10 protein-coding genes are annotated in these 8,315 nt (G+C 38.6%); 8 read left to right on the forward strand and 2 right to left on the reverse strand.

The features are described from left to right. The 3 genes from ACJHV0_RS08705 to ACJHV0_RS08715 all read left to right on the forward strand — a co-directional run. On the forward strand, positions 1-381 hold a 381-nt coding region (locus ACJHV0_RS08705; RefSeq protein ID WP_483133948.1), incomplete at its 5' end, for a hypothetical protein. Further along, the gene (locus ACJHV0_RS08710) at positions 375-569 is read left to right on the forward strand and encodes a hypothetical protein (RefSeq protein ID WP_483133949.1); all 195 of its coding nucleotides are present in this window, start codon (positions 375-377) and stop codon (positions 567-569) included. The genes ACJHV0_RS08705 and ACJHV0_RS08710, both read left to right, overlap by 7 nt. Positions 570-637: 68 nt before the next feature. After that, on the forward strand, positions 638-2,821 hold the full coding sequence (locus ACJHV0_RS08715) for a DUF927 domain-containing protein (RefSeq protein ID WP_483133950.1): 2,184 nt from the start codon (positions 638-640) through the stop codon (positions 2,819-2,821). Between the two features lie 669 nt (positions 2,822-3,490). On the opposite strand, the gene hpt is transcribed toward ACJHV0_RS08715, so the two are convergent. Continuing rightward, positions 3,491-4,030, reverse strand: coding sequence for a hypoxanthine phosphoribosyltransferase (gene hpt / locus ACJHV0_RS08720; protein WP_025235946.1), 540 nt, complete (start codon positions 4,028-4,030; stop codon positions 3,491-3,493). 57 nt (positions 4,031-4,087) lie between these two features. Beyond that, positions 4,088-5,437, reverse strand: a complete 1,350-nt coding sequence (gene pmbA, locus ACJHV0_RS08725) for a metalloprotease PmbA (protein ID WP_483133951.1) — start codon at positions 5,435-5,437, stop codon at positions 4,088-4,090. A 100-nt stretch (positions 5,438-5,537) separates the two neighbouring features. Here pmbA and yjgA point away from each other — a divergent pair, with 100 nt between their 5' ends. From yjgA to ACJHV0_RS08750, 5 genes are read left to right on the forward strand one after another with little or no spacing between them, the layout of a single operon-like run. After that, positions 5,538-6,068 carry a ribosome biogenesis factor YjgA gene (gene yjgA / locus ACJHV0_RS08730; protein WP_025235944.1) on the forward strand — a complete coding sequence of 177 codons (531 nt, stop codon included), beginning with the start codon at positions 5,538-5,540 and terminating at the stop codon, positions 6,066-6,068. A gap of 5 nt (positions 6,069-6,073) precedes the next feature. After that, complete coding sequence (locus ACJHV0_RS08735; protein ID WP_483133952.1) at positions 6,074-6,445, forward strand: SirB2 family protein; 372 nt, start codon at positions 6,074-6,076, stop codon at positions 6,443-6,445. A gap of 7 nt (positions 6,446-6,452) precedes the next feature. Beyond that, on the forward strand, positions 6,453-7,166 hold the full coding sequence (locus ACJHV0_RS08740; protein WP_483133953.1) for a DUF554 domain-containing protein: 714 nt from the start codon (positions 6,453-6,455) through the stop codon (positions 7,164-7,166). Between the two features lie 2 nt (positions 7,167-7,168). Continuing rightward, complete coding sequence (locus ACJHV0_RS08745) at positions 7,169-7,732, forward strand: UbiX family flavin prenyltransferase (RefSeq protein WP_346433218.1); 564 nt, start codon at positions 7,169-7,171, stop codon at positions 7,730-7,732. Continuing rightward, positions 7,733-8,161 carry a hypothetical protein gene (locus tag ACJHV0_RS08750; protein WP_483133954.1) on the forward strand — a complete coding sequence of 143 codons (429 nt, stop codon included), beginning with the start codon at positions 7,733-7,735 and terminating at the stop codon, positions 8,159-8,161. It abuts the gene before it with no gap. Positions 8,162-8,315: the final 154 nt, after the last annotated feature.

Below are 8,315 nucleotides of genomic sequence, written 5' to 3' on the forward strand. Positions count from 1 at the left end.
GATTTACTCAATAAACAAGCCGAACAGTTAAAAGAAATCGAGAAGCTGAAAGAGCAACTAAAACAGGCAGAAAACTTAAGTAGAATCCCTAAAATACCGCTGACGACTTTAGCAGGTTTAGAGCTACTTTCGGCAGCCTCAAAAGCAGAAAACAAACCAATAGATAAACAAGAGGCCTTTTTCTATTTTTCGGTCAATCTGCAAATAGCCGAGCAAATCCCCTTTATTTACGATTGTGTAAGAGAAACAGCAAACAATGGGCAAGAACTCAACACCGGAATAGAAACGATGATAGAGCTACAAAAAGCCTATAACAGACATATAGCCGAGCAGTTCGAGCAATTAGAAAGCGTTATTTTTGATAAGGGGGATTTATGCTAACCCATAGAACCACACTACCAAACGGTACAGTAATCGAATTATTTGACGGCACAGATGACGGAATGTTTTTTCATTCTTTAGGTTTACCCACCGAGCAAAACAGGCATTTCAAGGCTAAAAACCACCGTATGCAAGCGGTCAAAAAAGCCCGAAAAATTGCAAAATTAGCAAGACGAAAAAACCGCTAAACACACCAAAACAACGGGCGGAATTTACCGCCCGTTCATCAATAAAAATCAGCGAAAGAGTGAAGAAAATGAACCCGAATCAAAAACCACGATATGCACGCAACGCCAAAGCCCAAACCGCAGGCAAATTTGATGAAATCACTGTTTTTGCCGGCACAGAAGCCGAGCCATACAACGAAACAGGCATAAAAATGATTTTAGAGGCAATTCGAGAAGAAAAAAATTGCAAGCCTGTATTTATCGGCAAACAAGAGCTTGCTCTTTTGCCAAGTATCCGCATTACACCAGCTGGAAGTGACTGCGAACAGCTTAGTATTTATCAGCTAGGTAAACTTACCGAAGAGCAAAAAACACTAATTTGTACCGCTATTGCTCGCAACAGCCCCAAAGTCAAAACCGCTGTTCTATACGATAACGCAATGCAGAATTTAGAGAATATGAGCGGTTATATTGCCAAAATCAGAGCAGGCGAAGACGACACCACAAAAATGATCATCGAGCAAGCTCAAGCTAAAAATGCGGCTAATCAACCGAAAAATAGCCCTTATTTTGAAGAGCGAGAGATAAACGGAGCCAAGGGGATTTATTACATCATTCCAAAAATCGACAAAGACACCGGCGAAATTTTATCAGAGAAGGAACGCTGGACTTGCAACCCACTCGCCCTTAAAGGCGAAGGCTACAACGAAAGCGGAGAAGCGTTTTATATTTTTGAATGGGAACACCCACAAACCAAGAAACCGCACACCGAGGCGATCGCTTTTTCTGCTTTCGGTAAATCTGCCGGCTGGGAAATTATGCAGCGTTACGGCTTGAAAATGACGAATGAAAGCTATTTAAACAAATTAGCCGACTATTTCCACGCCATAAGCAAAACAACCCCAAGAAATTGGAAAGTAACCGCCCTTGCAGGCTGGCAGAATGGGGCTTATATTTTGCCTAATGGAGAAATGATAGGCGAGCCGAAAAGCCCGGTTTATTTCACACAAAAAACAATGGATACACTAGGCTACACCACAGAAGGCACGCTAGAGAGCTGGAAGAGCGAAATAGCCGGCAATATTAGGGGCAATTATTCAATGATGATAGGCATTGCCACTGCCTTAACTGCTCCACTTCTGAAAATTTTAGGGCTTTCTTCTTTCGGTGTGCATTTATACGGTCATAGCTCAAAGGGGAAAAGTACAACTATCCACCTTGCAAATAGTATTTATGGCGATAAGTCAAAATTAGTTAAAACGTGGAATAGTACGCCTTATGCTATTCAGCAAGAAGCAGTAGCCCGAAATGATGGCTTTTTAACTCTCGATGAAATCGGACAAGCCAAAAACGCAAAAGACCTTGAAGCGATTGCCTACGATATTTTCAACGAAACCGGCAAAATGCAGGGCAAAAAAGAGGGCGGAAACAGGGAGATAAACCGCTGGAAAATTACCGCCCTTTCAACCGGAGAAAAAGACTTAGAAACACAGCTAAGACAGCAAGGCGTGAAAATTCATACAGGGCAATTAGTTAGGCTGCTGAATTTACCGATTTATGAAACAAACTGTTTTCATCAATTCCCCAATGCGAAAAGCCACGCAGACTATTTAAACGAAGCCGTAACCGAGCATTATGGCGTAGCCGGTAGAAGTTGGATCGCCTTTATTGCTGAAAATGGGGAACAAATCAAAGCAACTTATAAAGCAATCCGCAGAAAATGGCTAGATTTAACCGAAAATATGAGCGGACAAGTTCAGCGGGTGGCGTGCGATAGGTTCGCAGCTATGGAAACCGCCTTACAGTTAGCCCAATATTTAACAGACTGGACAGAGGAAGAAAACAACCAAGCGATTTTAAAAAACTTTCTAGACTGGAAAGAGACTTTCGGCGAGAAAACGAGAGAAGAAACAAAAATAGTAGAGACTTTGCTCGACTGGATAAATGAAAACGAGGCGAGTTTTATTGAATACCCCTTTAACCAAGAGCAACGCACACCGCTTAAAATTGCCGGCTATCGTATATTAGCGAACAGCAGTACAAAAACGAGCGAGCATTTTTTTATTTATCCCAAAACATTTAAAGAAACGCTGGTAGAATTCCCCTTATTGATGGCTTGCACAAAACTACACGAGGCTGGGATTTTACACAAGCCCGCACGACCAGAGAAAGGCTATGAATTTCAACATACAATTCCCAACCCAATAACAGGAGGAAATAAAAAAAGAGCCTATAAAATCGTACCGATAACTTCAGACGAAGACATAGAATAACTACACCAAAAGCAAGAATTCAAAATCTTGCTTTTTTTATACCTCAAATAAAACAAAAATAAATATAAAGTAAAATCTATAGGGAAAATAGGGAAAAAATAAGAAGAATATAGATATATCAATATCTTATAAGTTTTTATCTTCCCTATTCTATATAATAATTTCCCTAAAATAACCTATTTCTTCCCTATTTTTGCCTATTTCTTCCCTAAAGTTGAATTGTATGATTTATATACAATAAAAGAGCGAAGGCTAAAAATAGGAAAGAAAAAGCCAAAAAATAGGGAAATTTAGAGGCGTTTTAGGAAAGCCTAATTTTATAACATATTGATATATTTGACTTTTCTGTGAAAAGTCCCTATTTTCCTAAAATTCCTAAACATTTTACCCAATCACAGAAAAAATATTTTTATTCTGCTATATGGAAAAATCCCCACCTTGCTGAAAGTTTTAGAAATTGCGGATAATTAAGAAAGTAAGATACAAATGCAACTAAAAAAGGCAAATGGCTCTAGCAGCATAAATAGCCTATTTTGTAATCAAAAATAAAAGACTTCAATTCAAATGATCCCTAAAATGATCCCTATTTTTAGGTTTATTCAATTAAAGCCTTATAAATCAATGAATTATAAATGAGTTCAGAGGCGGCTGGGCCATCTATACTATTAATTACTCTTCAATCACCACTTTCCCGATATAATCTAAATTACGGTATTTTTGAGCATAATCAATGCCATAGCCAACTACAAATTCATCCGGAATTTCAAAACCTACCCATTTTACAGGAACGTCTACTTCGCGACGGGAAGGTTTATCAAGTAAAGTACAAATTGTAAGAGAATTTGGATCGCGTAATTTGAGAATTTCCCCTACTTTGCTTAAAGTGAAGCCGGTATCAATAATATCTTCTACAATCAAGACATCTTTTCCTTGAATATCTCCATCTAAATCTTTCAAAATTTTTACATCACGGCTGGATTCCGTACTACTTCCATAGCTTGATGCAGTTAAAAAATCCACTTCCACAGGTAACTCAAGCTTTCTCACTAAATCTGCCATAAACATAAATGAGCCACGTAACAAGCCGACCACAACAAGATTTTGGCACTGTTTTTGTTGATAATATTGATTGATTTCTTTTGCTAACTCATTAATGCGAGTTAATACTTCATCTTTAGAGTATAAGGTTTCGATATGGTGTTTTTTCATTGATTTCTCCAAATAAAATTGATTACAAGCGGGCTTTTTTACTAAAAATTTTGCAAATTATTCGCCCGAAACCATCATTTTTTCTAATAAAATTGATCCGGTTTGAATGTTTGAGCGGTATTCAATGTCATCGCTCACAGCCACTAAATGTTTATACATATCCTGTAGCTGTCCTGCAATAGTGATTTCCGCCACAGGGTATTGAATTTCGCCGTTCTCGACCCAGAAACCTGCAGCACCACGTGAATATTCACCTGTAACGCTATTAATTGCTGAACCAAGCATTTCTGTTACTAATAAGCCCGCCCCCATCTCTTTGAGTAAAGCATTTAAGCCACCTTGACGATTAGGTTTAACTAGCCAGTTATGAATGCCGCCTGCGTGTCCTGTGCTTTTCAAGCCCATTTTTCGCCCGGAGTAACTTGTCATTAAATAAGTTTGTAGCACACCATCAGTAATAATTTCACGGTTTTGCGTGATAACGCCTTCGCTATCAAAAGCAGAAGAGGCTAACTGACGTAGCAAGTGTGGACGTTCTGAAATCGCAAACCAGTCAGGCAAAATTTGTTCACCTAATTTATCTAATAAGAAACTGGATTTACGGTATAACGCCCCGCCGCTAATTGCTGCTGCCAAGTGCCCGATTAAGCCTGTTGCTACATCATTGTAAAAAATCACCGGCATTTCGGCAGTATTAATTCGTTGTGGGTTAAGTCTCTCTACCGCTTTAATTGCCGCTTGTTCACCCACCCATTTTGCAGGCTGCAATTTGCCAAACTCACGGGAAATGGTGTACTCATAATCACGCTCCAGTTGGTCTTGATATTCTGAAATAAGGCTACAAGAAAGTGAATAGCGGCTGGAAAGATAGCTCTGTAGCATTCCGTGCGTATTGCCATAAACGCGTACGCCACTATGAGAATTAAAGGTTGCTCCCTCACTGTTTACAATGTGATCATCAGTATTCAAACCATAATGTTCAGCTTCAATCGCAAGTTCTACCGCTTGATCAACAGAAATATCGGCTTGATGATAAAGATCTAAATCAGGAGCGTCAAACGCTAACATCTCTTTATCAGCAAGTCCTGTACAATCATCCTCTGACGTATATTTAGCAATAGCTAATGCCGCTTCTACCGTTTTTTGAATAGAGGCTGGTTGTAGATCAGATGTTGAGGCATTACCTTTGCGTTTGCCTAAATAGACCGAAATCCCAAGCGAGCCATCATTGTTAAATTCAATGTTTTCCACTTGTTCTAATCGGCTTGAAACCGAAAGTCCAGCCACTTTTGTAATGCCAACTTCTGCTTCTGCACCTGCTTTTCTTGCAAAATTTAAGGCAAATTCAACCGCTTGTTGTAATTCCTGTTCTTGCTGTTGTAAAGTTTGTTTATCTGTAATCGACATTCTTTTTCCATTAATGATTTCAATTTGTTGGAATATATTCTAACTCAAATTTCTGCTAGAATATGGCATTTTTTAGAATTTATACGAAAAAGGATAGAGAATGGCTAGAAAACGTAGCAAAAATGAGATTGACTGGACAGATGATGATGAAGAAATCATCTGGGTCAGTAAAAGTGAAATTAAACGAGATTCCGAGCATTTAAAAAAAATTGGAGCAGAGTTAATTGAATTAACACCGCAAAATTTAGAAAAAATTCCGCTTGATGATGAGCTAAAAGAGGCAATTCGCCAAGCACAAGGGTTTAAAATGGAAGCTCGCCGTCGCCAAATTCAATTTATCGGGAAATTATTGCGAAATCGAGATCCTGAACCTATTCAAGAAGCGTTAGATAAAGTGAAAAATCGCCATAATCAGCAACAGGCGTTGTTGCATAAACTAGAATTAGTTCGAGATCAACTCATTGCAATGGGTGATGCTTCCCTTGATAATTTGTTAAATGAATATCCGAGTTTAGATCGCCAGCATTTACGCAATTTAATTCGTGGGGCAATTAAAGAGCGTGAGACGAATAAACCGGCTAAAAATTATCGTGAAATTTATCAATATTTAAAAACTGAAATTGCGGAGTAATTATTATGGAGTACCTATCAACTATTCTTAAAGCCCATTTTGGCTTAGCTTACATCAGCTTAGTATTATTACTAGTGCGTGGTTTTTTAGCCGCTAAATCGGTCGATTGGAGACAATATGCCGTTTTACGGATTGCACCGCATATTGTTGATACCATTTTATTGGTAACCGGTATTGCTGCGGTCGTTATTTTTCTCTCGTATGAATTTTTTACCTTAGCACAATTTAGCTGGTTATTACCTAAAATGTTATTTTTAGTGCTATACATTGTTTTTGCCACTAAAGCCTTCAAAAAAGGACAGCCGTTCTCATTAAAATTCTATTTACTTTCAGTATTCTCATTTATGATGATTATGCTTACTGCAACATTTAAATAGGATTATTATGCTCGGACCTTTTGTTAATGCAGGAGCAGTTATTTTAGGCGGTTTATTAGGGGCTTATTTAGGTAGTCGTCTACCTGAACGGCTTCGCATCACATTACCGCTGATCTTTGGTTTATGCTGTTTCGGCTTAGGAATGATGCTAACTGCTTCGGTAAAATATATGTCTGCCGTTGCACTAGCCTTAATTCTTGGCACAATTATTGGCGAGTTAATCTATCTTGAAAAGAAGATCGGAAAAGCCGCGAGCTCAGCACAAAGTATAATCAATAATATTTTTCCGCCAAGACATTCACTTTCTCAAGAAGAATTTCTGGAAAAATTTATTGCGATTCTCGTGCTTTTCTGTGTAAGTGGAACAGGCATTTTTGGTGCAATAAACGAAGGGATAACAGGCGATCCAAGTATTCTATACATTAAATCTATCTTGGATTTCTTTACGGCAATGATCTTTGCTACATCATTAGGTTATGTTGTTACGACCGTTGCCCTACCACTTGTGATTATTCAAGTGATATTGGTTTTGCTTGCATCAATTATAATGCCGCTTACCACACCGAATATGTTAGCTGATTTCTCTACAACAGGGGGATTACTCCTCTTTGCAACAGGTTTTCGCATTTGTGGAATTAAAACATTCCCGGTGGCAAATATGTTGCCTGCATTACTTTTAGCGATGCCAATCTCTTATCTTTGGGAACAATTAGTGAGTTAATGATGAAAAAGCGTATTATTGTCGGCATTAGCGGTGCAAGCGGTTTTCAATACGGCTATAAAGTGCTTGAGTTACTCAAGCCTTTTGACGATATTGAAACCCATCTGGTCATCACAAAAGGGGCTGAACTTACCCGAACACTGGAGACAGATTATGAACGGGAAACCTTATACCATTTAGCGGATGAAGTGCATTCTCTGCACAATGTAGGAGCAAGCATTGCAAGTGGCTCATTTAAAACCGCAGGTATGATTGTTGCCCCTTGCTCTATGCGAACACTTGCCTCTATTGCTAATGGCTTTAGCGATAATTTGCTTACCCGAGCCGCTGATGTGGTCCTAAAAGAACGCCGTAAACTGGTATTAATGGTAAGAGAAGCCCCATTTAATCTAGCTCACATTGATAATATGCGAAAAGTTACAGAAATGGGCGGAATTATTTTCCCTCCTATTCCTGCATTTTACCAAAAACCAACCAGCCTTGATGAAATGGTAACGCATAGCGTTGCTCACGCTCTTTCGCTGCTGGATATTGAGATACCAAACATTCCTCACTGGGGGGAGTAAATGTCCCCAATTCCTAATCATATTCTTGAATTTATTCAATCTAACCACGTGGTGAATTTTGCAGCTCATCACAATGATGATTTCTGGGCGGCAAGTTGCTTTTATGCCTTTGATGAAGAAAATACTCGTTTAATTATCTTAACAAGCAAAAAAACAAAGCACGCACAGTTAATGTTAGAAAACCCTAACGTTGTAGGCACAATTTGCGGGCAAATTGAAGAGATTAAAGATATTGAAGGAATCCAATTCTCTGCTATTGCCAACTGTTTAACGGAGCAAGAATCTCCACAGGCATTGCAAATTTATTACAAAAAACACCCACTTGCACGCTTAAAACCAAGCGATGTGTGGGAACTTTCTTTTAATACGATCAAACATACAAGCAATAAAATAATATTTGCAAAAAAGACGATTTGGGAAAGAGAATAGATTATTTGGTAAAAATTACCCGATTTTCGGCCGCTTGTTCGATAATTTCAAATTGCCAATTCTGCTCTTGAGCAAGCAATTCAAAATCGGCAAGACTACTCTGCTGATTGAGCACCATCTCTAAACTATCTCCTTTTTTAAGATCGTTCATCGC

It is taken from the genome of Mannheimia sp., assembly GCF_056854775.1.